The following is a 24,004-nucleotide window of genomic DNA, read 5'->3' as shown; positions in this document are numbered from 1 at the left end:
ACGGAATGCGCAGGCATCGGCCGATCGAGAGCAGGTGATGCGCCCGACCGACATCGAGATCGCGAATTATCGTTCCATTCGCCGGCTCTTCATGCCCATCCACCCGCTGTCGGTGTTCGTCGGCGAGAACGGCGTCGGCAAATCCAATCTCTACAAGTCGATGTCACTGTTGCGCGACGCGGCGACGGGCCGGATCACCCACACCATCGCCGATGAAGGCGGATTGAATTCGGTCTCCTGGTCCGGCATGCGCAAGCGGGGCGACGATCCCCGGCTGCGGCTGGCCACACGATTCGACGACATCAAATATTCGATCGAGCTCGGATACCCCGGCCCGGTTGAGGCGGCGTTTGCCGGCGAGCCGATGATCAGGTCCGAGCGGATCGAGATGATCCGCGGCAAGCGAAAAGTCCTGATGGTGGAGAGGACGAACGCGCTGGTCAGCATCCGCAACGAGAGCGGCGTGTGGGAAAGCCACAAGGACGCCCTGCTGCCATCCGAAACCGTGCTGGCCGGCTTCTTTGACGGCAAGAACTCCCCCGAGATCGACCAGATCAGAAACGCGATGCTGGGCTGGCGGTTCTATCACGACTTCCGGACCGATCATGCGTCGCCGATCCGAAAGCCCTGCCTCGCGGTCACGACGCCGTCGCTGAGTGCCGACGGCAGCGATCTGGCCGCGACGCTCGCAACGCTCTACTCCATCCGGCAGGATGCCGCCGAGCTGCAGGCCGCGGTCGAGGATGCATTCCCGGATGCGGAGCTCCGCGCATGGGTAGAAAACGGCCCGTGCGAGTTCGATCTAAGGCTTGCGGATATGCCGCGCCCGTTCAAGGCCCACGAATTGTCCGACGGGACGCTGAAATATATCTGCCTGCTCGCCGTGTTCATGGGCTACCGGCTGCCTCCGTTCATCGTGCTGAACGAGCCGGAGGCGAGCCTGCATCCATCGCTGCTGGCGCCGTTGGCGCGGCTGATCGCCAAGGCGTCGCGCCGCGCCGACATCTGGATCGTCACCCACTCGGACCATTTGATGGAGGCGCTGCGTAGCGAGAGTTCGGTCCCGTTGCGCCGGGTGGTCAAGGTGAAGGGCGCCACCGCCATCGAAGGCCTCAGCGCCGGCGGTGAATTTCGCGACGGGGAGGACGACGGCGATAATGACGACGACGAATAGCCTGCGCTGTCGCCCTATTGCCCGAGCGGCTTCAGGATCTTGATCAGCTCGCCGTGCACGAACTCGTTGCCGCCGACGACGTGGCCGGTCTGCAGCGGGTCGTCATTGCCCTGGATGCCGGAGACGGTGCCGCCGGCTTCCCGGATCATCAGCAGGCCGGCCGCGAGGTCCCAGGGCTGCAGATTGCGTTCCCAATAACCGTCGAGGCGGCCGGCGGCGACGAAGGCGAGGTCGAGCGAGGCGGCGCCGAAGCGGCGGAAGCCCGCGACCTTGCTCTGCAGCGCGGCCAGCTCCTGCAACGCCAGCTGGTGGTTGCCGCGGCCGATATGCGGCAGGCCGCAGGCGACCACGCATTCGTTGAGCTGGCGGCGGCCGGCGACGCGCAGCCGCTGGTCGTTGAGGAACGCGCCCTTGCCGCGCTCGGCGATGTAGAGTTCGTCATTGGCGGGATTGTAGATCACGCCCGCGATCACGGTGTCTTCGCGCAGCAGCCCGATCGAGATCGCGAATTGCGGGATGCCGTGCAGGAAATTGGTGGTGCCGTCGAGCGGATCGACGATCCAGGTGTGGCTCTTGTCGGAGCCTTCGCGCTTGCCGCCTTCCTCGCCCAGGAACCCGTAACCGGGCCGGGCCTTTTCGAGGTCGGTGTAGAGCATCTCCTCGGCGCGCTTGTCGGCCAGCGAAACGAAATTCGCCGGCCCCTTCAGCGACACCTGGAGATGCTCGATCTCGCCGAGGTCGCGCTTGAGGCTGCGGCCGGCGCGGCGCGCGGCCTTGACCATGACATTGATGAGGGCGGAGTAGAGCATGATGAGAACTTGTGACCGAGATTGTGAATGTCGATAGAGCGGCGGGCGCAAATCTCAGCCCGTCATCCTGAGGAGCACGAAGCGCGTCTCGAAGGATCGACGGCCCGGTCCGGGGCCGTGCATCCTTCGAGGCTCGCTCCGCTCGCACCTCAGGATGACGGGCGGAAAAAGAACGGAACGCGGCCACCTAGGCTTCGGACTGGGTGCCCTCTGGAAGTGGCGCCGTCAAGGCGTCATTTGACGTTGTTTCCGATCCATTTTCGGGCAGCGGCCTCCCCCTTGGCGCGGTCTTCCGGGGGCATGTCGGCGAGGATGTCGTCGAGTTCGGGGTCGCCCTTGCCGGCGGTCTTGGCGACGGTGTGCCATTTCAGCGCCTCGACCTTGTCGACCGGGGCGCCGGCGCCGGTCGCCAGCACGTGGGCGAGGCGGTTTTGCGCGATCGCGCTGTTCTGCCGGGCCGCCTTGCGCAGCAGCGCCACCGCCGCCGGCACGTTCCGCGGCGTGCCGGAGCCGTTGTAGAGCGCGATGGCATATTCGACCTCGGCATCGACATTGTCGGCCAGCGAGGCGGCCTGCAGCAGCCGTGCGGCTTTCTCGAGGTCTTTCGGCACGCCGGTGCCTTCCTTGTAGAAGGTCGCGAGCGCGTATTGCGCCTCGGGGCTGCCGGCATCCGCCGCCATCCGCAGCAACTCGGCGGAGCGGCGGAGGTCCTGCGGCAGGGTCTGGCCGTCGAGATAGAGCAGCGCGAGATTATAGGCAGCCTTGGGCTCGCCGAGCTTGGCCGCCGATGCCAGCAGCTTGACCGCGGAATCCTTGTCCACGGTGCCGCCGCGGCCAGCGATCCGCATCATGGCGAGCGCGAACATCGCCTCGCGGTCGCCGGCGTCGGAGGCGCGCTTGTACCAGTCGTCGGCCTTGGCATAGTCGCGCTTGACGCCGAGCCCGTTGGCATAGAGCTCGCCCAGCATCGTCATGGCCTTGGCATCGTTGCTGTTCTGCGCGCGCGCCGTGGCGAGGTCGAATGCGGTCTTGTACATGCCGCGCTGATAGGCGCCGTAGACGAGGTCGACATTGGGATCGTCCGGCGTCGGGGAGGGCGTCGGCGTTGCCGATGCGCCGGGCTTCGGCGTCGTCGTTGCGGCGGGCTTCGGCGCAGGCTTCTTCGCGGCCGGCGCATGCACCTTCGGCTTCTCCTTCGGTGCCTCCTTCTTCGCGGGCGTCGGCGGCTGTGCCGGCGGCGTGATCGAGAGCTGCGCCATCGCGCCGCTCGTCAGCATCATGCAGCCGAGCGCAACACCTATCGGACGCAGGCACGTCATTCCGGCATCATCCTTCGGCCTTCGCCGTTCCGAATGTGTCGGCATGCGCTCGCGTAATCGCCTCGCCAATCTCGACCAGAGCGGCCCTGGCACCGCGCGGATCCGACCAGATGACATCGCCAACCAGCACGAAATCCGCGCCGGCCGCCGCGAACGCCTCGGCCTCCTCGCGCGAGGTTGCAAAGCCGACGCAGGGCGGCTCGAACAATTCATCCCACCATTCCAGCCGCTCGGCGATCGCCTCCGCCGAGGGCCGCTGCCCCTTGGCGTCGGGCTCGCCGAACAGCACGTAGTCGGCGCCGGCTTCGCCTGCGGCCATGGAATCGTGCCGTGTCGCGAGCCCGCCGACGCCGACGATGCGGTCGGGCCGCAGCGAGGGCATCGCCTCTTCCATCGCGGCAATGCCGGTCAGATGCGCACCATCGGCACCGGCGCGGGCCACGATGTCGGGATGGCCATCGATCAACAGCGCCGCACCCGCGTTCTGGATCGCAGGCGCCAGCCCCTTGACGGTGGAGATCATGCTGCGCGGGTCGCTCTCGCGCAGCCGCACCAGGACGGCGGCGACGTCGGCCGCGGCGAGCAGCTCGGCAAGCTTGGCTGCAAGCTGCGACGGCTCGTCGACCGGCGGGGTCGCCAGATAGAGGCGCGGCGCCGGCCGCGGCGGAACGGGCTTGGTGGCCAACTATGCCGCCTGTTTCTCGAGGCCGGCTTCCCAATTGCCGGTGCTGGCGAGCCCGTTCATCCGGGCGCGATGCGAGAAGGCGCGCTGGCCTGCGGGGACGTTGTCGGGCTTGCCGGACCACGCCTTCTGCGGCGCCGCCTGCAGCGCACGGCCATAGGAGAAGGTCAGCCGCCACGGCAAATGACCGATCTTGTTCATGGCGTCGAGATGCGCGGTCGCTTCCTCGTCGCTCTGGCCGCCGGACAGGAAGGCGATGCCGGGCACCGCGGCCGGCACGCAGCTCTTGAGCAGGCGGATGGTCTTCTCGGCGACTTCCTGCACCGATGCCTGCTTCGGGCACTTCTTGCCGGATATCGCCATGTTCGGCTTCAGGATCATGCCTTCGAGCGCGACACGCTGCACCCGCAATTCCTGGAAGGTGCGGTTCAGCACGCGCTGCGTCACCTCGTAGCAGCGGTCGATGTCGTGATCGCCGTCCATCAGCACTTCGGGCTCGACGATCGGCACGATCTGCGCGGCCTGGCACAGCGCGGCGTACCGCGCCAGCGCGTGGGCGTTGACGCGGATCGCGGTCATGGTGGGAATGCCCCGGCTGCCGGCGCCGCGGCTGCCCACGCCGGAGCCGATATCGATCACCGCGCGCCATTTCGCAAAGCGCGCCCCGCGGTCGTAATATTTCTTCAGCCGCTCGGCGAGCTTGTCGAGGCCGACGGTGACGAGTTCGCCCGGGCAGTTCGGCAGCGCCTGGGTGCCTTCGTCGACCTTGATGCCGGGGATCGCGCCTGCCTGCTCGATCAGCTTGACCAGCGGCGTGCCGTCCTTCGCGTTCTGCCAGATCGTCTCGTCGTAGAGGATGACGCCGGAGATGTATTTGCTCATCGCCTCCTGCGAGCGGAACAGCATCTCGCGATAGTCGCGGCGATTGTCTTCGGTCGAATCGACCTGGATGGCGTCGAACCGCTTCTTGATCGTGCCGGAGGATTCGTCGGCGGCGAGAATGCCCTTGCCCGGGGTGACCATGGCAAGCGCAACTTTGTTGAGGTCAGCGAGGTTCATCGGGAACGTCCTCCGGGGCCATTGCCTTTGCAAACCAAAATAGGCGGTTCTCGGGCAAATGCCTAGAAAACGTTCGTCGCGGCCGGCGTTTGAACGTTCCACCTCTCCCATCGGGAGAGGTCGCGCCGAAGGCGCGGGTGAGGGGATGCGCTCTATCGAGGGACCTGAACCCCTCACCCGGATCGCTGGCGCGATCCGACCTCTCCCCGATGGGGAGAGGTGATCGCGGTCCTCGGCGGGTGAAGAGCGCTCAGGCGACCTTGGGATCGAGCTCGCCCTTGGCGTAGCGCTTGGCCATCTCAGCCGTGGTCAGCACCTTCTTGATCTTGCTGGCTTGGCCCGCGGTGTTGAATTCCTGCAGGCGCTGCTTGCACAGCTTGGTCATCGCCTCCATCGCGGGCTTGAGGTACTTGCGCGGATCGAACTCTTCCGGATTGTCCTTCAGAACTTTCCGAATCTGGCCGGTCATCGCCATCCGGTTGTCAGTGTCGATGTTGATCTTGCGCACACCGTTCTTGATGCCGCGCTGGATCTCGGCGACCGGCACGCCCCAGGTCGGCTTCATCTTGCCGCCATTGGCGTTGATGATCTCCTGCAGCTCCTGCGGCACCGACGAGGAGCCGTGCATGACGAGATGCGTGTTCGGCAGCTTGCGATGGATTTCCTCGATCACGTTCATGGCGAGGATGTCGCCGTCGGGCTTGCGGGTGAACTTGTAGGCGCCGTGCGAGGTGCCCATCGCGATCGCCAGTGCGTCGACCTTGGTCTCCTGGACGAACTTCACGGCCTCGTCGGGGTTGGTCAGCAGTTGGTCGTGCGACAGCTTGCCCTCGGCGCCGTGGCCGTCTTCCTTGTCGCCCATGCCGGTCTCGAGCGAGCCGAGCACGCCGAGCTCGCCTTCCACCGAGATGCCGCCGAGATGCGCCATGCCGGTCACCGTCCGGGTGACGCCGACATTGTAGTCCCAGTCGCCGGGGGTCTTGCCGTCGGCCTTCAGCGAGCCGTCCATCATGACCGAGGTGAAGCCGGCCTGGATCGCGGTCATGCAGGTGGCGGGCTCGTTGCCGTGGTCGAGGTGCACGCAGACCGGGATCTGCGGGTAGATCTCGGTGACGGCGTCCATCATGTGCTTGAGCATGACGTCGTTGGCGTAGGAGCGCGCGCCGCGCGAAGCCTGGATGATGACCGGCGCGTCGACCTCGGAGGCCGCCGCCATGATCGCCAGCGCCTGCTCCATGTTGTTGATATTGAAGGCAGGTACGCCGTAATCATGCTCGGCCGCGTGGTCGAGCAGTTGTCGCAATGTGATGCGAGCCATTCCATTTCTCCCTGTAGTGCGTTCGCGGATTTGAACTAAATCAACGGTTTTTCAAAACTTCGACGCCCGGCAGCGGCTTGCCTTCCATCCATTCAAGAAACGCGCCGCCCGCGGTCGAGACATAGGAAAAATCACCGGCTACGCCGGCCTGGTTCAGCGCCGCGACGGTATCGCCGCCGCCGGCAACCGAGATCAGCTTCTTGGCCCTGGTGCGCTCGGCGGCGTGCTTGGCCGAAACCACGGTGCCGCGGTCGAACGGCGTCAGCTCGAAGGCGCCGAGCGGCCCGTTCCAGACCAGCGTCGCGGCGTCGTCGATCGCGGCGTGGATGCGCGCGATCGATTGTGGGCCGACGTCGAGGATCATGCCGTCGGCCGGGATCGCATCGAGGCCATAGGCATGCGACGGCGCGTTGGCGGCGAACTGGTTGGCGACGACGGCGTCGACGGGGAGGATGATCGCGCAGTTGGCGGCGTTGGCCTTCTCCATGATTCGCAGCGCGGTCGCGGCGAGGTCCTTCTCGGCGAGCGACTTGCCGACCGCGACGCCCTGCGCGTGCAGGAAGGTGTTGGCCATGCCGCCGCCGATCACCAGCGCGTCGACCTTGTTCACGAGGTTTTCCAAAAGGTCGATCTTGGTCGAGACCTTGGCGCCGCCGATGATCGCGATCACGGGCTTGGTCGGGGCTTCCAGCGCCTTAGCCAGCGCGTCGAGCTCGGCCTGCATGGTGCGGCCGGCATACGCCGGCAGCTTGTGGCCGAGGCCTTCGGTCGAGGCGTGGGCGCGATGCGCGGCGGAGAAGGCGTCGTTGACCCAGATGTCGCCGAGTTTTGCCAGTTCAGCAACGAAGCCGGCGTCGTTCTTTTCCTCTTCCTTGTGGAAGCGGGTGTTTTCCAGGCAGAGGATGTCGCCATCCTTGAGGGCTGCAACCGCGGTGGCGGCTGCTTCGCCGATGCAGTCCTCGGCGAAGGCGACCGGACGATTGATCACCTTCGACAGCGCTTCCGCGACCGGCTTCAGCGAGTCCTTGGCATCGCGGCCCTTGGGTCGGCCGAAATGGGCGAGCAGGATCACCTTGCCGCCCTTGTCGGAAATCTCGGTGATGGTGGGGGCCACGCGCTCGAGCCGGGTGGCGTCGGTGACGCGGCCGCCATCCATGGGAACGTTGAGGTCGACGCGCAGCAGCACGCGCTTGCCCTTCACGTTGACGTCGTCGAGGGTGCGGAACGATTTTGTCATGAGCGTTTCCTGTGCGGCCGGACACAGCCGTCCGATGGACGGCGTTGCGTTCGCTTGCCGATGTCGCGGCCGTTGCGGCCGCGAATGCGGAGGGCAAAGACGCAGATGCCCGGCTTTGGGCCGGGCATCGCGAACAGTCGAACTTAAGCCAGCTTGCCGATCGCGACGGCGGTGTCCGCCATGCGGTTCGAGAAGCCCCACTCGTTGTCGTACCAGGCCATCACGCGCACCAGCATGCCGTTCTGCACCTTGGTCTGGTCCATGTGGAAAGTGGCCGAGTGCGGATCGTGGTTGAAGTCGATCGAGACGTTCGGCGCGTTGGTGTAGCCGAGGATGCCCTTGAGCTGCTGCTCGGCGGCGCGCTTCATCGCCTCGTTGATCTCAGCGATGTTGGTTTCGCGCTTGGCCACGATCTTGAGGTCGATCACGGAGACGTTCGGGGTCGGCACGCGGACCGAGACGCCGTCGAGCTTGCCCTTCAGCTCGGGCAGCACCAGGCCGATCGCCTTGGCGGCGCCGGTCGAGGTCGGGATCATCGACATCGCAGCGGCGCGGCCGCGATAGAGGTCCTTGTGCAGGGTGTCGAGCGTCGGCTGGTCGCCGGTATAGGCGTGGATCGTGGTCATGAAGCCGGTCTCGATGCCGACGGTGTCGTTCAGGACCTTGGCGACCGGCGCGAGGCAGTTGGTGGTGCAGGAGCCGTTGGAGACGACCAGCTGATCCTTGTTCAGCGTGTCGTGGTTGACGCCGTAGACGATGGTGGCGTCGGCGCCGTCGGCGGGCGCCGAGACCAGCACGCGCTTGGCGCCGGCGGTCAGGTGCGCGGAGGCCTTGTCCTTCGAGGTGAAGATGCCGGTGCATTCCAGCGCGACATCGACGCCGAGGGCCTTCCACGGCAGCTTGGAGGGATCGCGCTCGGCCGAAACCTTGATCTTGTTGGCGCCGAGGCTGATCGAGTCGCCGTCGACGGTCACGGTACCCGGGAAGCGGCCGTGCACGGAATCGAAGCGCAGCAGATGCGCGTTGGTCTCGACCGGACCGAGGTCGTTGATGCCGACCACCTCGATATCCTTGCGGCCGGACTCGGCGATGGCGCGCAGGATGTTGCGGCCGATGCGCCCAAACCCGTTGATCGCGACGCGGATTGCCATGCTCGTCTCCTCTAAAGCTGTTGTCAGCCCCGCGGGAGGGCTCCCACGAGGTTTTTACGGCGGAACGCCCGGTTCAGCCGGGCGCGTACGGAAAAGATGGAGCTTTGGTAATCCTTTTTCGCGACAAGCTCAACCGTAGGCCGCGGGTGCCAGCCCAGCGTCAGACGCGCTTGGTGGCAGCGTTAACGACGGCCTCAGCGGTAATGCCGAAATGCGGGAAAAGGTCCTTGGCCGGGGCGCTGGCGCCGAATCCGTGCATGCCGATGAATTCGCCGTCGTGGCCGATCACGGCGTCCCAGCCCCAGCGCACCGCGGCTTCGATCGCGATCTTGACCGGAGCCTTGCCGATAATGGCATTTTGCCGCTCGGCGGGCTGCGCCAGCAGCAATTCCAGCGACGGGACCGAGACGACCCGCGTCGCGATGCCGCGCCCGGCCAGCTGCTTCTGCGCCTCGACCGCGATCTGGACCTCGGAACCGGAGGCGAACAATGACACTTTTGCCTCACCCTGCGCCGCGACCAGCTCGTAGGCGCCGTGGCTGCACGGGTTGTCGTTCGGCGCCGTGGTGCGGAGCTGCGGCAGGTTCTGGCGGGTCAGCGCCAGAACCGTCGGTCCGTCCACGCGGTTGAGCGCCAGTTCCCAGCACTCGGCGGTCTCGACCGCGTCGCAGGGACGGAACACGCGCATGTTGGGAATCGCGCGCAGCGCCGAAAGGTGCTCGACCGGCTGGTGGGTCGGGCCGTCTTCGCCGAGGCCGATCGAGTCGTGGGTCATGACATAGACCACGCCGGTGCCCATCAGCGCCGACAGGCGCATCGCGCCGCGCGCATAGTCGGTGAACACCAGGAAGGTGGCGCCGTTCGGCGCGAAGCCGCCATGCAGGAAGATGCCGTTGAGGCACGCCGCCATGCCGTGCTCGCGGATGCCGTAATGGATGAAGCGGCCCTTCGGCGTCTTGGCGCCGAACGCGGTTGCCGACTTCGCCTTGTTGTTGTTGGAGCCGGTGAGGTCGGCCGAGCCCGCGACGAACTCCATCGGCATCGCGGCCGCGATCACCTCGATCGCGGCTTCCGACGACTTGCGGGTCGCGACGTTGAGCGGATTTTCCAGGAGGCCCTTCTTGAAGGCGCGCAGGCCCTTGGCGAGCGAGGCCGGCCGCTCGTGACGGATGCGGCGCTCGAACTCGGCGCGCTTGCGGTTGCCGAGCTGCGCGAACTGCTCGCCCCAGGCCTTGTGCTCGGCCGCGCCGCGGCTGCCCGCCTCGCGCCAGGCCTTCAGCACGTCGTCCGGCACCGAGAACGGCTCGAGCGAGATGCCGAGCTTCTCCTTGGCGCCCTTCAGCTCAGCGGCGCCGAGCGCCTCGCCATGCGCCTTGGCGGTGCCGGCCCTGGTCGGTGCGCCGAAGCCGATCGTGGTCTTGCAGGCGATCAGCGAAGGCTTGCTGGATTTCTGCGCGCGGGTGATTGCAGCCGCGATCGCCTCCGGATCGTGGCCGTCGATCAATTCGGCGGCCCAGCCGGCGGACTTGAAGCGCTTCACCTGGTCGACGGAATCGGCGATCGAGGTCGGGCCGTCGATCGAGATGCCGTTGTCGTCGTACAGCACGATCATCTTGTTGAGGCGCCAGACACCGGCGAGCGCGATCGCTTCCTGCGAGATGCCTTCCATCAGGTCGCCGTCGGAAGCGAGCACATAGGTGTGGTGATTGACGATCTTCTTGCCGAACTCCGCGGCGAGCATCTTCTCGGCGAGCGCCATGCCGACCGCTGTCGCAATGCCCTGGCCGAGCGGGCCGGTGGTGGTCTCGATGCCCTTGGTGTGGAAGTTCTCCGGGTGTCCCGGCGTCAGCGATCCCAACTGGCGGAAATGCTTGATCTGGTCGAGCGTCATGTCCTTGTTGCCGGTGAGGTACAGCAACGCATAGAGCAGCATCGAGCCGTGGCCGGCCGACAGCACGAAGCGATCGCGATCGGGCCATGCCGTGTCGGCCGCGTCGAATTTCAGGAATTTCGTGAACAGCACGGTCGCGATGTCGGCGGCGCCCATCGGCAGGCCAGGATGTCCGGAATTCGCCTTCTCGACGGCGTCCATGGCAAGGCCACGGATCGCATTGGCCATACGGGTGTGATCGACCTGCGTCATGATGAAAAGTCCGCCTGGAATGAGGAGCTGATTGCTGGACGCATCGGGGCGGGCAGCCGCGATACGCGCGTGGATGGCCTTACGGGTTGGAGGGTGGATTAGCACCTCAATTCCGCAAGTCCAAGGCGATGAAACGCCCCAAAACGGGGAAAAGTTGCTCGAAATGGCCCTATTTCATTGAACGGTGCATAGTTCAGCGCCGCCGTTGCGCTTCGCTCGCTTGCCACGTAAATTTCGTCCGCTAAACGCTTGCCGAACCGCCAGTTTTGCCGTGTGGCAGGGCTGTCTCCAGCGGAATTGAAGGGTCCACGCCGCGTGTCATGAGTGATCGTCTCGCCAACGGGTCTGGCAATACCGAGGCACCGCTTGCCGATATCGATGCTGCGACCAAGCGGCTGATGGCAGCACTTGATGCGCTGGAAAGCTCGGTGGAGCGGCGCCGCGAGGCCGACCGCGACGAGAACGAATTGGCGAGCCGGATCCAGGCGCTCGGCGCCGATCGCTCACGACTTGCCGACGAACTCGACGGTTCGCTGGTGAAGACGCGCAAGCTCGAGCGCGTCAATCGCGACATCGCGGAGAAGCTCGACGCGGCGATCGGCACCATTCGCGCCGTGCTTGCGGGCGGAGAAGGCAGATGAGCCACATCAACGTCACCATCAATGGCCGGCAATACCGGATGGCCTGCGAGGAGGGCCAGGAGGTGCGGCTGCTGAAGCTCGCGGAGAATCTGCAGCAGCGCGTCGAATCGCTGCGCGGCAAGTTCGGCGAGATCGGCGATGCGAGGCTCACCGTGATGGCGGCGCTGACCGCCTGCGACGAGCTGGTCGATGCGAGCGCGCGCATTCGCAGCCTCGAGGAAGAGGTCGAGCAGCTGCGCAATGCCCGCACCGCCGCCACCGATCGCGCCCGCGCGACCCAGACCGCGGTCTCCAACGCGCTCAACGCAGCAGCCGAGCGGATCGAGCGCACCACGCAGGTGCTCAACCGCACCATCGGCGGCGGCATCGCGATCGGGTGATCCTGCTCCGCCCTCCCCCGGAGGGGCAGGCCTGGCGCATTTGGCTGCCGGCTATGACGACGTGGAAGCGTCGGTTGCAGAAGCATGTAAATGCCATGCGCGCCCCCTGGGCGGGTGCCGGCTTGCCGGAATTCGGAATACCGGAAGAGTATCGGTGAGTTGCCCGACGCGTCAAGTCGTTTGGACAGTCGTTTGGTCGATCGCCGGCCGCCGCCGCTGCTTTGCATGGGGTTGTTTTCGATATTTTGGCGGCGCGCCCCCGCGGATGCTCTCAAGTGGACAATGAAGTGGAGCAGGAGCTCCGCGTCGTCCTTACCGCTGGCGGATTTGGCCAACGATAGCTAGATTAGCCCCGCGAAGCTGCGTCGTGCGTCAGGAGCCATATATCCCCGGGGCCTTATCGATCCTTTAGGGAACTGTCCCTGGCCGGGTCCGTGGACCCGGACATATGGTGCCCACCTACTTTCGTAGGGAACTCCGGGATCGAGCGCTCCAACGGCCTCTGCGGCTTCGCACTATTTTTGCTGTTGCCTGGTCGTCGCGCGGCGGCGGTTCGATTGTGGTGCACCGCTGTCCCCTGCGAAGCAGGGCGTCCAGTGCGCCGCGGCCTGGCCCTTTGAATGCGAGCGTCTCTGAATGATGGATCGTCCGTTGTCGCGGACGACGACAGCGGAAGATGGATCATGCACGCATCTCCATCGAAGGCCGAGCTTCGGGCGCTTGCTCTCGCCAAGCGCGACGCGCTGAGCGACGAGCAGCGTGCGGCCGCGGCCGAGGCGCTCGCCAAGCGCCGCGTGCCATTCGAGATCACGCAAGGCATGATCATCTCCGGCTATGCCCCGATCCGTAGCGAGCTCGATCCGGCGCCGCTGATGAAGAAGCTTGCGGAAAAGGGGGCGCGGCTCGCGCTGCCCTGCATCAATGCGCGCGGCCAGTCGCTGACCTTTCGCAGCTGGTCGCCGCAGGACCGGCTGATGCTCGGGCCGCTCGGCATTCCCGAGCCGTCGCCGGCTGCGGCCGAGGTGCATCCCGACGTGATGCTGGTGCCGCTCGCCGCATTCGACAAGCTCGGCCACCGCATCGGCTACGGCGCCGGCTATTACGACTATACCTTTGCGCATCTGCGCAAGGCCAAGCATGTGATCGGGGTGGGAATTGCCTTTGCTGCACAGGAAACCAAGGCTATCCCGGCGCTGTCGCACGACGTCCCGCTCGATTATGTGCTAACGGAGCGCAAGACGTTCGATTTCCGGAGTAGCTAGCCTTGCGTATCCTCTTCGTTGGTGACGTCGTCGGCAGGACCGGCCGCACCGCCATTTCAGACCATCTTCCCGGCATGATCAGGGACTGGTCGCTCGACCTCGTCGTCGTCAATGGTGAGAATTCCGCCGGCGGTTTCGGCATCACCGAGGCGATCTACCAGGAGTTGCTGGATGCCGGTGCCGACGCGATCACGCTCGGCAACCACGCCTGGAATCAGAAGGAGGCGCTGGTCTTCATCGAGCGCGCGCCGCGCCTGATCCGCCCGCTGAACTTCCCGCGTCATTCGCCCGGCCGCGGCGCCACCCTGGTCGACACCAAGAACGGCAAGCGCGCGCTCGTGCTCAATGCCATCGGCCGCGTGTTCATGGAGCCGTCCTCGAACGATCCGTTCAGCGCGATCGATCGCGAGCTCGAGGCCTGCCCGTTGCGCCAGGGCGCAGATGCCATCGTGCTCGATTTCCACGCCGAGGCGACCAGCGAGAAGCAGGGCGTCGGCTTCTTCTGCGACGGCCGGGTCAGCCTCGTGGTCGGCACCCATACCCATGTGCCGACTGCCGATCACCAGGTGCTGCCCGGCGGCACCGCCTATATGAGCGATGCCGGCATGACCGGCGATTATGATTCGGTGATCGGCATGCAGAAGGAGGAGCCGCTGCAGCGCTTCCTCACCGGCATTCCCTCCGGCCGTTTCGAGCCGGCGGGCGGTGTTGCGACGCTGAGCGGTATCGCGGTCGAGACCGACGATGCCACCGGGCTTGCGGTCAAGGTCGCGCCGGTGCGCGCCGGCGGCCGGCTCGAGCCTGCGGTGCCGGGATTCTGGACCAGCTAGCCTGCGACACCTTGTCGTGCTTTGATGGGCAGTGATTTTGATGGGGTAGTGATTTTTCAGTCCCAATGATTTTTCGATATCGGTGATTTGCTTCCGGAGATTGCAGTGTCCGAGCGCGTCGAACGTCGTTTGGTGGCCTTGGTGGCGGCCGATGTTGCCGGCTACAGCCGCCTCATGGGCCGCGACGAGGAGCGGACGCTTGGCGACCTGAAGGGCGCCCGCCAGACGCTGGTCGATCCGACCATCGCGGCATGCCGAGGCCGTATCGTCAAGACCACCGGCGACGGGATGCTGGTCGAGTTCGCCAGCGCCGTCGACGCTGCGCGGTGCGCCATCGAGGTTCAGCGAGGCATGGCCGAGCGGAACGTCGCGGTGCCGCCCGATCGCAGAATCGAATTCCGTATCGGCATTCACGTCGGCGACATCATCATCGACAGTGACGATATCTTCGGTGAGGGCGTCAACATCGCGGCGCGCCTCGAGGGGATGGCCGATCCCGGCGGAATCTGCATTTCGGACGATGCCCATCGGCAAATCCGAGGCAAGGTCGACATCGATTTCGGTGACATGGGCTCACAGTCGCTGAAGAATATCGCCGAGCCGATGCGCGTTTGGCAGATTCGGATCGGCGGCGAGCCTGGCTCGCAGCGCTCGACAGTGCCGGTCCAACCGCTTCCGCTGCCGGACAGGCCGTCGATTGCAGTGCTGCCGTTCGACAACATGAGCGGGGATCGCGAGCAGGATTATTTTGCCGACGGCATGGTCGAAGAGATCATCACGGCGCTGTCGCGGTTCAAATCGCTGTTCGTCATCGCGCGAAATTCGAGCTTCGCCTACAAGAACAAGGCTATCGACATCAAGCGGGTGGGCCGCGAGCTCGGCGTACGCTATGTGCTGGAAGGCAGCGTGCGCAAGGCCGGCAACCGGGTCCGCATCACCGGCCAGCTGATCGAGGCGACGACCGGCAACCACATCTGGGCCGACCGCTTCGACGGCGAGCTCGAGGATATCTTTGGCCTGCAGGACAAGGTCACCTCGAGCGTTGTCGGCCTGATCGCGCCGAGGCTGGAGCAGGCCGAATTCGAGCGTGTCAGGCAGAAGCCGACGGACAAGCTGGACAGCTACGACCTCTATTTGCGCGGCATGGCGCTGATTCATCAGCGCGCCTCGCTCGCCGATGCCTATAAGCTGTTCAAGCAGGCGATCGAGCTCGATCCGCAGTTCGCCGCGGCGCATGCCATGCTGGCGTGGACCTGGATGGCCCGGCAGGCCACGACCGGCTCGCCGCTCGACGGCCCGGAGCGGTTCGAGGCCGTCAAGCACGCACGGCTGGCGTCGCGACTCGGCGAGGAGGATGCGTTCGTGCAGTCGACGGCCGGCCACGTGTTGACCTATCTCGGGCATGACTACGACCTCGGCTCGTCGATGGTCGAGGAGGCGATCGCGCTGAACCCCAATCTCGGATTCGCCTGGTATTCGCGCGGCTGGGTCTCGCTGATGTGCGGTGAGACCGAACGCGCAATCGAGAGTTTCGACCACATGATCCGGCTTAGTCCGCTCGATCCCCTGCGCGTCAGCGCCTGGATCGGCATGGCGCACGCCTGCTTCTGGCTCGAACGCTATGAGGAGGGGTGCAAGGTTGCCAGGCGGTCGTTGCGCTTCAACTCCAATGCGCATTCATTGGGCGCCTTCATCATCAATGCGATCCGCGCAGGTGATGCGGAGGAGGCGCGAAAGGCGATCGCTCGTCTGTTGCGGGTGCATCCTGGCTTCCGTACCTCGCATATCAGCGAGGCGTTCCCGGTGCGCGACGCCGTATTGCGCGACCAGATCGGCGCTGCGCTGCGTGACGCAGGATTGCCGGAGTAACCAAGGCGTTTTCGAGCGAAGTGGCCGCCGTTTCGCGTCAAGAAGAGCGTCCGAACGACAAGCCCTAGCCCTGCCGGAAACCCATCCGGAATGCGCCCCAGTGGCGGCCGCCGACGAAGATCGGCGATGACAGGTCCTTCATCAACACGAAATTGCCGCCGCCCATGTCGCGGCGGTAGGTCTGCAGCAGGAACGGCTTGGTATTGGCCGCGACCTTGCTCACCGCGCGGTCGTTGAACAGCCGGCGGTTGCGGCAGTTGGCGTTGTTCCACACCGGGTCCGGGCCCTGCGGCTGCCGATAGTTCGGATTGTGGGTCGGCAGATAGCCGCCGCGCGCCCAGGCGACGCAGAACACGATGCGCGGATCGGCCTTCTGGATCGGATCCTGGATCGCGGGCAGCACGCGATCGGTGAAAGAGACATAGTCGGTCAGATACTGTTTCGGATCGGTGCCGGCGATCTCGCGATAGTTCTCGTCCATCAATTGCGCGAGCGTGATGTCACCTTGCGCGACCGCGTTCTCGAACAGGTCGGAGATCCGTTTCGCGGTCTCGATCACGACGCGGATCAGCGGCGTATCAGAGGTCTCGACGCCGCTGTCGGCAATGGTCACGATCAGGCTCTCGGAGAGCTCGAGCAGCTTCGCCACGCGGCCGTCGGCGTGCTTGAGGTCGCGCGAGGACAGGTCGACGCCCTTGGCGAGCTCGTTCAGTTCCGTGATTACGCTCTCGCAATGGCCGAGATTGGAGGTCGCGGCGCGCGCCACGCTGCCGATCTCGGCGCCGACCAAGGAAAAGCCATCCTGCACGCGGCTGATGATGCCCGAGATCTGCTGGGCGCCCTCGCTGGCGCTCTTGGCGCGCAGCGAGGCGTCGCCGCTCTCGCCGATCAGGCTGCCGATCTGGCCGTCGAGATCGCGTACGGTGTCGGAAATCTGATGCGTCGCCTGGCGGGTCGCCTCCGCGAGGTTCTTCACCTCGCCAGCGACCACCGCAAAGCCGCGGCCGGCAGTGCCGGCGCGCGCCGCCTCGATGGTGGCGTTGAGCGCCAAAAGGTTGGTCTGCTTGGCGATCGCCTCGATCGAGCCGGAGACCTTGGCGACCTGGCTGAGCGCTGCACCGACCGCGGCGAGCCGCGCCTCGATCCGACCGACGGCGGCGACGAGTTCCGCAATGTGGCTGACCGCCGTCTGGACCACGCGGCGCGACTCGGCGATCTGGCCGGCCGCGGCGGATGCGGTCGATTGCACCGCCTGCGATGCGTTGGCGATGTCGTGATTGGCCGAGACCATGGTCTCGGCGGTCGCCTGCAAATGATGGAACCGCTCCGACTGGTTGGCGACGCGGCTCGCGACCTCCTGGACATTGCCGGCGATATCAGCGAGTTCGACGCCGAGGCCGCCGATGCGGTCGGCGAGCTGGTCGACCAGCCGTTCGGCCAGCGTCCGGTCCGATGAAATATCCAGCACTGCAAGCTGCGCAGCCGACATATCAGCACGTCCTCCAGTCACGACGGCCCGTCGAGCCGCAGCAGCATTCTCCATTCCGATCTAAAGTGTGATTCGCGAAGGCCGTCTTGCCTGAGCGTGCACTGGGTGGCCCGGATTACGCTTCGCTGCATCCGGACTACCCAGTCATCAAAGCTTGTAGGCCGTGCGGAAGCCGCCCCAGTGCCGGCCGCGGACGCGGATTGGCACGTCGATCTCGCGCATCATCACGGTGTTGCCGTTGCCCATGTCGCGCGCGTAGGTCTGGATCAGATAAGCGCGCTGGTTGCGGCCGGCGGCAAGGCCGGCTGCATCGTTGAAGATGCGGCGGTTGCGGCTGTTGGCGGTGTTGAAGGCGACGTCGCCCGGCCGCTGCGGCTGCGAGTAGACCTTGTTGTGGACCGGCAGATAGCCATTCTGGTCGATCGCGACGCAGAACGCCATCCGCTTGTCCTTGGCAAGGAACGCCTCCTGGAAGGCCGGCAGCGCGCGCTCCGCCCAGTCCAGCATCCGGGTGCGATGCTGCACCGGGTTGGTGCCCGCGATCTCGACATAGTCGGTGTCGAACATGTCTGCGATCGCAATCGCACCGCTCGCCAGCCCGTTCTCGAAGATCTTGCTCAGCGCGTGGCCGGCTTCCATCGCGCGGGTGACGAACTCGGTGTTCTCCTCGTGGATCGCCCACATCCGGTCTTCGATCTTTTCGCGGAGTTCGGCGTTCGCCGCTTCGAAGCGGGCCTGGCAGCCGGCCTTGGAGCGGTCGCCGATCCTGATCCGGCACGCGCCGATATCCTGCAACCTCGCGCTCAGGGTCTCATGGGCCGGCAGCTTCTCGGCGTCGGGGCCGCCGATCAGGATGCCGTCCATCGCGATCTCGTAGACCTGTGCGGTGACGGTGCCGCGCGTGGTCTTGATCTCGATGGTGAGGCTGCAGGGCAGGCGCTCGTTCCTGCGCGGGTCGACACGTTCGTTCTGGCGCAACAGCACCGCGCAGCGGGCCTTCAGCTTCCGGGCGAAGCCGGTCACCGCCTTGCCGGCCTTGGCGACATCGTCGCCATGCGCGGCGGCTTCCTGCGTCGCCGAGTCGATCTCGCCGGCGCTGGTGCCGACCGAGACGATGAAGCTGGAGGCGGAGGCCGCGTTCTGGCCGATCTCGCCGGTAATCTGGTTCTGCTCGGCGACCGCGCCGTTGACGTTCTCGAACACCGGGCGGATCTTTTCGATCGCCTGCGAGATGCGGTGGACGGCGTCCGCCGATCCGGTGGCGTCCTTCTGCAAAGCCTCGATCTTCCGCGTGATCTCCTCGGTTGCGCTCTGGGTCTGTACCGCCAGCGCCTTGACCTCGGTCGCGACCACCGCAAAGCCCTTGCCGGCGGCGCCGGCGCGCGCCGCTTCGATCGTCGAGTTGAGCGCGAGAAGGGTGGTCTGCCGCGCGATCTGCGCGATCAGATTGACGACGTTGCCGATCGCGGCGGAGGATTCGCGCAACCGATCGACATTGGCGGTGGCCTCGCGCGCCGCGGCCGCGGCGTCGTCGGCGAGCTGGCTCGCGCTGCGCACCTGTTGGCCGATGCCTTCTGCGGAATGGGTGAAGCGGTCGGCGGCCTCAGAGAACGTTGTCGCGGTGCTCTGTGCGTCGCTGCTGCGGCCGGTCAGCGCATCGGTGCGGGCGCGAATGGTGGCAAGCTTGGCTGCCGTCGCCTCGGCGCCGTCGGCAACCGAGCTGGCGGCGCGCTCGAGCTGGCGGATCATCGCGCCGAGCTCGAGTTCCAGCAGCTCCAAGATCTCCTTGGCCGAATCGGCCTCGGTGGAGACCTCGGGCGTGGCAACCGCGGCTGGAACCTGCGGCGCGACGGTTGGCGCAACCGGCTCCGGCACTTGCTTTCGAAACAAACCGAACGCCATGGGAGTTCCGGGGGCTCTGGGAAAGTTACGGCGGGACGGCGGCGATCCTCGCATCCGGGCATGAAGTCATGGTTAACAAGTGCCTCATATTCCGGCATGCGGTAGTATTCCCGGGCCCGAAGGCCTCGCCGATCCTTTGATTTTGACCGTGAGAGGCCTATAAGGCCGCGTTTTCCACCCTCGTTCAGACCCTAAGCCTCGAAGAGACGTCGCATGGCCGGCCATTCCCAATTCAAGAACATCATGCACCGCAAGGGCCGGCAGGATGCCCAGAAGTCGAAGCTTTTCGGCAAGCTGGCGCGCGAAATCACTGTGGCGGCCAAGCTCGGCACCCCCGATCCGGCGATGAACCCGCGCCTGCGCGCCGCCGTGGTCGCGGCCCGCGCCGAGAACATGCCCAAGGACAATATCGACCGCGCCATCAAGAAGGCGGCCGGCAACGAGGGCGAGAACTATGACGAGATCCGCTACGAGGGCTATGGCCCCGGCGGCGTCGCCGTCATCGTCGAGGCGCTGACCGACAACCGCAACCGCGCCGCCTCCGACATCCGCTCGTTCTTCACCAAGTCCGGCGGTAATCTCGGCGAAACCGGCTCGGTCGCCTTTATGTTCGATCGCACCGGCATCATCGAATACGACGCCAAGGTCGCCTCCGACGATGCCATGCTGGACGCCGCAATCGAGGCCGGCGCCGACGACGTGGTGTCCAGCGAGGGCGGCCACGAGGTCTACGCCTCGCAGGATACCTTCCGCGACGTGGCCAAGGCGCTGGAAGCGAAGTTCGGCGAGCCGCGCAAGGCGGCGCTGACCTGGAAGCCGCAGAACACCGTCGCGGTCGACGACGAAACCGGCGAAAAGCTGCTGAAGCTGATGGATCTGCTCAACGAGCACGACGACGTGCAGAACGTGTTCGCCAATTTCGAGGTGTCCGACGCGCTGATCGCGAAGATGGGCGGCTGAGCCACTTACTCTGCTGTCATCGCCCGAACACTCGACCGGGCGATCCAGTATTCCAGAGGCTGTCGTTGTGCTTGATCCGATAGGCCGCGGCGTACTGGATCCCCCGCTTTCGCGGGGGATGACGAGCACGGCTGGATGACGGGCACCGTGCGATGACGCGCGGAGCGGGGGATGGTACTCCGTTTGTGTTTCGTTCTCGCAGGCCAGGCGGTATCACTACCCCATGACAGCCCAGCCGATTCGCTCTCCCGTCCGCATCATCGGTATCGATCCGGGTCTCCGCCGCACCGGCTGGGGCGTGATCGAGACCGAAGGCAACCGTCTGGTGTATATCGGTTGCGGCTCGGTCGAGCCGCCGGACGATCTGCCGCTGGCGAGCCGGCTGCTCGCGATCCATGAGGGGCTTGCCGCGGTGCTCGGCGACTTCAGGCCGGCCGAGGCCGCGGTCGAGCAGACCTTCGTCAACAAGGACGGCGTTGCCACGCTGAAGCTCGGCCAGGCCCGCGGCGTAGCCATGCTGGCGCCCGCAATGTTCGGTATCTCGGTTGCCGAATACGCGCCGAACCAGGTCAAGAAGACCGTGGTCGGCGCCGGTCACGCCGAGAAGAACCAGATCCAGGTGATGCTGAAGATCCTGCTGCCGAAAGCCGAGCCGCCCTCCGCCGACGCCGCGGACGCGCTCGCGGTCGCGATCACCCATGCCCATCACCGCCAAAGTGCGGCGCTGCGGCTCAGGGTGGCGAACCTATGATCGGTGCGAGTGAGGCGGGCGCGCTGATCGGGCTCCCTCCCCCCTTGCGGGCAAGGGGTGGGGAGAGGGGTAAGCCCAGGGCGAGACGGTCGATGCGTTCATCACTCTCGCAAGGTCGGTCACCCGCCGCCGAAACGGAAATTGAGAGAGCGCGTCGTGTGGTACCCCTCTCACTAATCCTCCCCCGCAAGGGGGGAGGGAGCCCTTCCGCCGGTACGTCCCACACTGAAGCATTCGAACGCAGTGCGAGCACCGAGTGCGAGGTGGCAAGATGATCGGCAAGCTCAAAGGCCTGATCGATTCCTATGGCGAGGATTACGTGATCCTCGACGTCGGCGGCGTCGGTTATCAGGTGCATTGCGCTGGTCGCACGCTGCAGGCGTTGCCGTCGCCGGGCGGAGCGGCCGTGCTCTCGATCGAGACCTATGTGCGTGAGGACGCGATCAAGCTGTTCGGCTTCCGCAGTGATCACGAGCGCGAATGGTTTCGCCTGCTGCAAACCGTGCAGGGCGTCGGCGCCAAGGTCGCGCTCGCGGTGCTCGGCACGCTGCCGCCGACCGATCTCGCCAACGCCATCGCGCTGCGCGACAAGGCGGCGGTGGCGCGGACCCCGGGCGTCGGGCCGAAGGTCGCCGAGCGCATCGTCAGCGAATTGAAGGACAAGGCGCCGGGCTTTGCCGATGTCGATCCCGCTGTGGTTCAGCTCTCGGGCGCGATCGACAACAACCGCGCGCCGCGCCCGGTCACCGATGCGATCTCCGCTCTGGTCAATCTCGGCTACGGCCAGCCGCAGGCCGCCGCCGCCATCGCCGCCGCCTCGCGCAGCGCCGGCGAAAGCGCCGAGACCGCGCAGCTGATCCGGCTGGGGCTTAAGGAATTGTCGAAGTGAACACGCCGCCCCGCATCGTGACACCCGAACGCCGCTCCGACGATGTCGGTGACACCGCGCTGCGTCCGCAGTCGCTGACTGAATTCGTCGGCCAGGCCCAGGCACGGAAGAATCTTTCGATCTTCATCGAGGCGGCGAAGAAGCGCGGCGAGGCGCTCGATCACGTGCTGTTCGTCGGTCCCCCCGGCCTCGGCAAGACCACGCTGGCGCAGATCGTCGCGCGCGAGCTCGGCGTCGGCTTCCGCGCCACCTCCGGTCCGGTGATCGCGAAGGCCGGCGACCTCGCGGCGCTGCTCACCAATCTCGAAGAGCGCGACGTGCTGTTCATCGACGAGATCCATCGCCTCAGCCCGGCGGTCGAGGAAGTCCTCTATCCCGCGATGGAAGATTTCCAGCTCGATTTGATCATCGGCGAAGGCCCCGCGGCGCGCTCGGTGAAGATCGAGCTGTCGAAATTCACGCTGGTCGGCGCGACGACGCGCGCGGGGCTGCTCACCAACCCGCTGCGCGATCGTTTCGGCATTCCGGTCCGGCTCAATTTCTACACCGTGGAGGAGCTGGAGAAGATCGTCACCCGCGGCGCCCGCGTGCTGAACATCGGCATGAGCCCGGATGGCGCCAACGAGATCGCGCGCCGCGCCCGCGGCACGCCGCGCATCGCCGGCCGCCTGTTGCGCCGGGTGCGCGACTTTGCCTCCGCTGCCGATGCGGACTCCGTCGATCGCGGCATCGCAGACCGGGCGCTCAGCGCGCTCGAGGTCGACAGCGCCGGGCTCGATGCGATGGACCGGCGCTATCTCACCACCATCGCGCTGAACTATGGCGGCGGGCCGGTCGGCGTCGAGACCATGGCGGCGGCGCTGTCCGAGCCGCGCGATGCGATCGAGGACATCATCGAGCCCTATCTGATCCAGTGCGGCTATCTGCAGCGCACCCCGCGCGGCCGGCTGCTGACCTCGCATGCCTTCCGCCACCTCGGCCTCGCCGAGCCGAACCGCGATCCCTCGCAGTTCGGCCTGTTCAGCGGCAACGGCGACGAGGATTGAACTCAAAGCTCTCGAAGACGTGAAGAAGCGTGTTGGTGCAGCGCATTGCGCCGCCGGTAACCTTGCGCGCTAACCATCGCGGCATCTCTGCAGGCCGTCTGCACAAACGGGGCCCAATTTCGCTCCAATCAAAGGGCCTATGTTCATTCAGGCATCACCGATCACATGTCCATGATCTCACGTCGTCATTTTCTTCGCGGCTTCGGCGGATTGACCGCCGCCTCCGCTTCGACCGCAGCCTACGGCGTCAGCGAGCCGGTCGTCCGGCTCACGCTGACGCGCTACGATCTGTCGCCGCGGCAATGGCCGTCGGACTTTCCGCTCAGGATCGCAGCCCTCGCCGACATCCACGCCTGCGATCCCTGGATGTCGCTTGATCGCATCGCCGAGATCGTCGACCGCACCAACGCACTGAACCCTGACATCATCGTGCTGCTCGGCGACTATGTCGCGGGACTGCGCCACGTCACGCGCTTCATTCCGGCATCCGAATGGGCCGCCGTGCTCAAGGGCTTGAAGGCGCCGCTCGGTGTGCACGCCGTGCTCGGCAATCACGATTACTGGGAAGACAAGATGGTGCAGCGCTTGGGGCAGGGCACACCGGTCGCGCGCCGCGCACTGGAGCGCGCCGGCATCCCGGTCTACGAGAACGACGCAGTGCGGCTCGTCAAGGATAACCGCCCGTTCTGGCTCGCGGGCCTCGGCGACCAGCTCGCCTTCATGGCGGCGCGGCCCTATCGCGAGATCAGGCGCGTCGGCGTCGACGATCTCAACGGGACGCTCGCGAAAGTCACCGACGATGCGCCGGTGATCCTGCTCGCGCACGAGCCCGATGTTGCGCTCCGAGTGCCCTCGCGCGTTGCGCTGCAACTGTCCGGCCACACCCATGGCGGCCAGATCCGGCTGCTCGGCTGGTCGCCGGCGGTGCCGGTCAAGCACGGCATGCGGCTCGCCTACGGCCACATCAAGCTGAAATGCGACGTCGTCGTCTCCGGCGGCCTCGGCTGCAGCATCATGCCGTTCCGCCTCGGCGTGCCGCCCGAGATCGTGCAGGTCACGCTCGGCGGAAAGGGGCCGGTGGTGTCCTGATCGC

Annotated in this window: 21 protein-coding genes and 1 other RNA gene; 12 read left to right on the top strand and 10 right to left on the bottom strand. The window is 66.0% G+C overall.

Translation table 11 applies throughout. The annotated features are described in order from the left end of the window. The first annotated feature begins 37 nt into the window (after positions 1 to 37). Positions 38 to 1,174, top strand: a complete 1,137-nt coding sequence (locus ACTUWL_RS11165; protein WP_021076478.1) for an AAA family ATPase — start codon at positions 38 to 40, stop codon at positions 1,172 to 1,174. 14 nt (positions 1,175 to 1,188) lie between these two features. On the opposite strand, the gene ACTUWL_RS11160 is transcribed toward ACTUWL_RS11165, so the two are convergent. The 8 genes from ACTUWL_RS11160 to tkt form a co-directional block, all read right to left on the bottom strand. Continuing rightward, the gene (locus ACTUWL_RS11160) at positions 1,189 to 1,983 is read right to left on the bottom strand and encodes an inositol monophosphatase family protein (protein ID WP_106940184.1); all 795 of its coding nucleotides are present in this window, start codon (positions 1,981 to 1,983) and stop codon (positions 1,189 to 1,191) included. A gap of 233 nt (positions 1,984 to 2,216) precedes the next feature. Continuing rightward, positions 2,217 to 3,302, bottom strand: a complete 1,086-nt coding sequence (locus ACTUWL_RS11155) for a tetratricopeptide repeat protein (protein ID WP_021076480.1) — start codon at positions 3,300 to 3,302, stop codon at positions 2,217 to 2,219. 7 nt (positions 3,303 to 3,309) lie between these two features. After that, on the bottom strand, positions 3,310 to 3,987 hold the full coding sequence (locus ACTUWL_RS11150) for a thiamine phosphate synthase (protein WP_021076481.1): 678 nt from the start codon (positions 3,985 to 3,987) through the stop codon (positions 3,310 to 3,312). Beyond that, positions 3,988 to 5,043, bottom strand: coding sequence for a class I fructose-bisphosphate aldolase (locus ACTUWL_RS11145; RefSeq protein WP_021076482.1), 1,056 nt, complete (start codon positions 5,041 to 5,043; stop codon positions 3,988 to 3,990). A 250-nt stretch (positions 5,044 to 5,293) separates the two neighbouring features. After that, a complete protein-coding gene (gene fba, locus ACTUWL_RS11140; RefSeq protein ID WP_021076483.1) occupies positions 5,294 to 6,361 on the bottom strand; it encodes a class II fructose-bisphosphate aldolase in 1,068 nt (355 codons plus the stop codon). Between the two features lie 40 nt (positions 6,362 to 6,401). Further along, a complete protein-coding gene (locus ACTUWL_RS11135) occupies positions 6,402 to 7,598 on the bottom strand; it encodes a phosphoglycerate kinase (protein WP_021076484.1) in 1,197 nt (398 codons plus the stop codon). Positions 7,599 to 7,741: 143 nt separating this feature from the next. Then, positions 7,742 to 8,749, bottom strand: coding sequence for a type I glyceraldehyde-3-phosphate dehydrogenase (gene gap / locus ACTUWL_RS11130; protein WP_021076485.1), 1,008 nt, complete (start codon positions 8,747 to 8,749; stop codon positions 7,742 to 7,744). Positions 8,750 to 8,909: 160 nt separating this feature from the next. Then, a complete protein-coding gene (tkt, locus tag ACTUWL_RS11125; RefSeq protein ID WP_021076486.1) occupies positions 8,910 to 10,892 on the bottom strand; it encodes a transketolase in 1,983 nt (660 codons plus the stop codon). 320 nt (positions 10,893 to 11,212) lie between these two features. On the opposite strand from tkt, the gene ACTUWL_RS11120 reads away from it, so the two are divergent. The 6 genes from ACTUWL_RS11120 to ACTUWL_RS11095 all read left to right on the top strand — a co-directional run bounded on the left by ACTUWL_RS11120 (position 11,213) and on the right by ACTUWL_RS11095 (position 15,874). Next, a complete protein-coding gene (locus ACTUWL_RS11120; RefSeq protein WP_021076487.1) occupies positions 11,213 to 11,533 on the top strand; it encodes a DUF4164 domain-containing protein in 321 nt (106 codons plus the stop codon). Beyond that, entirely contained in the window at positions 11,530 to 11,913 is a 384-nt protein-coding gene (locus ACTUWL_RS11115) for a cell division protein ZapA (RefSeq protein WP_021076488.1), read from the top strand. Before ACTUWL_RS11120 ends, ACTUWL_RS11115 begins: the two co-directional genes overlap by 4 nt. 354 nt (positions 11,914 to 12,267) lie before the next feature. Then, positions 12,268 to 12,428, top strand: a non-coding RNA gene (gene ssrS / locus ACTUWL_RS11110) — 6S RNA. Positions 12,429 to 12,596: 168 nt separating this feature from the next. Beyond that, the gene (locus ACTUWL_RS11105) at positions 12,597 to 13,175 is read left to right on the top strand and encodes a 5-formyltetrahydrofolate cyclo-ligase (RefSeq protein ID WP_021076489.1); all 579 of its coding nucleotides are present in this window, start codon (positions 12,597 to 12,599) and stop codon (positions 13,173 to 13,175) included. Positions 13,176 to 13,177: 2 nt separating this feature from the next. Next, positions 13,178 to 14,005, top strand: a complete 828-nt coding sequence (locus ACTUWL_RS11100; RefSeq protein ID WP_021076490.1) for a TIGR00282 family metallophosphoesterase — start codon at positions 13,178 to 13,180, stop codon at positions 14,003 to 14,005. A 105-nt stretch (positions 14,006 to 14,110) separates the two neighbouring features. Continuing rightward, positions 14,111 to 15,874: an adenylate/guanylate cyclase domain-containing protein gene (locus ACTUWL_RS11095; protein WP_021076491.1), complete on the top strand. Its 1,764-nt coding sequence runs from the start codon at positions 14,111 to 14,113 to the stop codon at positions 15,872 to 15,874. 64 nt (positions 15,875 to 15,938) lie between these two features. On the opposite strand, the gene ACTUWL_RS11090 is transcribed toward ACTUWL_RS11095, so the two are convergent. Continuing rightward, positions 15,939 to 17,363, bottom strand: a complete 1,425-nt coding sequence (locus ACTUWL_RS11090) for a methyl-accepting chemotaxis protein (RefSeq protein WP_021076492.1) — start codon at positions 17,361 to 17,363, stop codon at positions 15,939 to 15,941. A gap of 147 nt (positions 17,364 to 17,510) precedes the next feature. Further along, positions 17,511 to 19,265, bottom strand: a complete 1,755-nt coding sequence (locus ACTUWL_RS11085; protein WP_021076493.1) for a methyl-accepting chemotaxis protein — start codon at positions 19,263 to 19,265, stop codon at positions 17,511 to 17,513. A 213-nt stretch (positions 19,266 to 19,478) separates the two neighbouring features. Between ACTUWL_RS11085 and ACTUWL_RS11080 the strand changes: the two genes are divergently transcribed. The 5 genes from ACTUWL_RS11080 (at position 19,479) to ACTUWL_RS11060 (ending at position 24,000) form a co-directional block, all read left to right on the top strand. Continuing rightward, positions 19,479 to 20,225, top strand: a complete 747-nt coding sequence (locus ACTUWL_RS11080; protein ID WP_021076494.1) for a YebC/PmpR family DNA-binding transcriptional regulator — start codon at positions 19,479 to 19,481, stop codon at positions 20,223 to 20,225. 223 nt (positions 20,226 to 20,448) lie between these two features. Next, complete coding sequence (gene ruvC / locus ACTUWL_RS11075; protein ID WP_021076495.1) at positions 20,449 to 20,976, top strand: crossover junction endodeoxyribonuclease RuvC; 528 nt, start codon at positions 20,449 to 20,451, stop codon at positions 20,974 to 20,976. Between the two features lie 271 nt (positions 20,977 to 21,247). Further along, positions 21,248 to 21,865, top strand: coding sequence for a Holliday junction branch migration protein RuvA (ruvA, locus tag ACTUWL_RS11070; protein WP_021076496.1), 618 nt, complete (start codon positions 21,248 to 21,250; stop codon positions 21,863 to 21,865). Further along, entirely contained in the window at positions 21,862 to 22,911 is a 1,050-nt protein-coding gene (gene ruvB, locus ACTUWL_RS11065; protein ID WP_021076497.1) for a Holliday junction branch migration DNA helicase RuvB, read from the top strand. The genes ruvA and ruvB overlap by 4 nt, the downstream gene beginning before the upstream one ends. Positions 22,912 to 23,082: 171 nt before the next feature. After that, the gene (locus tag ACTUWL_RS11060) at positions 23,083 to 24,000 is read left to right on the top strand and encodes a metallophosphoesterase (RefSeq protein ID WP_035649838.1); all 918 of its coding nucleotides are present in this window, start codon (positions 23,083 to 23,085) and stop codon (positions 23,998 to 24,000) included. Positions 24,001 to 24,004: the final 4 nt, after the last annotated feature.

It is taken from the genome of Bradyrhizobium sp. WCU1, from assembly GCF_053474805.1.
This window is presented reverse-complemented; position numbering and strand designations above follow the sequence as displayed.